The organism is Clostridium lacusfryxellense (assembly GCF_018861735.1).
In the GTDB taxonomy this organism is placed as follows: Bacteria; Bacillota; Clostridia; order Clostridiales; family Clostridiaceae; genus Clostridium_AD; species Clostridium_AD lacusfryxellense.
On record NZ_JAHLEB010000151.1, the window covers coordinates 1 to 1,147 of the forward strand.

The 1,147-nt window shown below is 39.5% G+C and carries 1 protein-coding gene; it reads right to left on the reverse strand.

Annotation, left to right across the window (positions count from 1 at the left end; all coding sequences use genetic code 11):
- On the reverse strand, positions 1 to 729 hold a 729-nt coding region (locus KPL55_RS25725), incomplete at its 3' end, for a reverse transcriptase domain-containing protein (protein ID WP_246599855.1).
- Positions 730 to 1,147 lie beyond the last annotated feature (418 nt).

The window sequence follows — 1,147 nt, forward strand, 5'->3', positions numbered from 1 at the left end:
GCCACCTTGCGGTACACCTTTTTGTGAGGTGTTAAAAATGCCTCTTTCCATTACTCCTGCTTGAAGATATTTTCTTATAAGGGCTATTACCCTAACATCCTTTACTTCTTTATAGACCAATCCTATTAATTTATCATGATTTACAGTATCGAAGTATTTCTCCAAATCAATATCTACTGCCCACCTGTAACCTTTATCCATGTATTCTTTGCATTTTCGAATCGCTTGGTGTGCACTTCTATTTGGTCTAAATCCATAACTGTTATCTGAAAATTTCTCTTCAAATATTGGATTTAGAACTTGAGCGATAGCTTGTTGTATTACTCGGTCTACAGTTGTTGGTATTCCTAGTGGTCGTTTCTTTCCATCAGGCTTAGGTATTTCTACTCGCCTTACTGGATTAGGTTTATAACTACCTTCCAATAATGATTGCCGAAGGCTGGCGCCATTTTCTTTCAAGTATTGTAGAAGTTCATCTACCTTCATACCATCAACTCCATGACTACCTTTATTGGCTCTAACTTTCTTAAATGCTTGATTTAAGTTGTTTCTGTCAATAATCCTTTCAAACAGTCCATTGGTGTATTTATTTTCGGCGTTTTGTCGCTTTTCTATCGTCAATGAAATGCTAGGCGCTCCTACATACTCTTCGAGTTCCACTCTATCCTTTTGTAGGTAACCTTCATTATGAAGTTGTCTGCTGTTATCACATTTCTTTGTGTGCTTCAAAGTTTCAAAACCTCCTATCGTTCAGCCCTTCACCGAAGGCTCATGAACCTTCTGCTACTATGACGTCTGCTGACTTCTTAGATTTCAGCTTTACATCACTGCAAAGGTTGTTATTTCAAAATTCATCTCTATAACATTTACCTAAGATCTCCCCAGGTAAGAACGCAATCTTTCACTCCATCTATCTGCTACATTTACACCACTTGTTTCGAATAGTTTTGGGCTTCGTTATGTTTGGCAAACTTACCCACAAGCATATGCCTTATATGTAGTTTCTGTTCGTCAGACCAGAGTTTTGCCGCCGACTTCCTTCAGATTCCACGTCACCATGGACACCCTTGTCTTAAGCTATGCACTTGGCACTATTAACCCGTGCTAGGGACTTTCACCCATTAGATTGCGCCCATGCTGGGCGCAC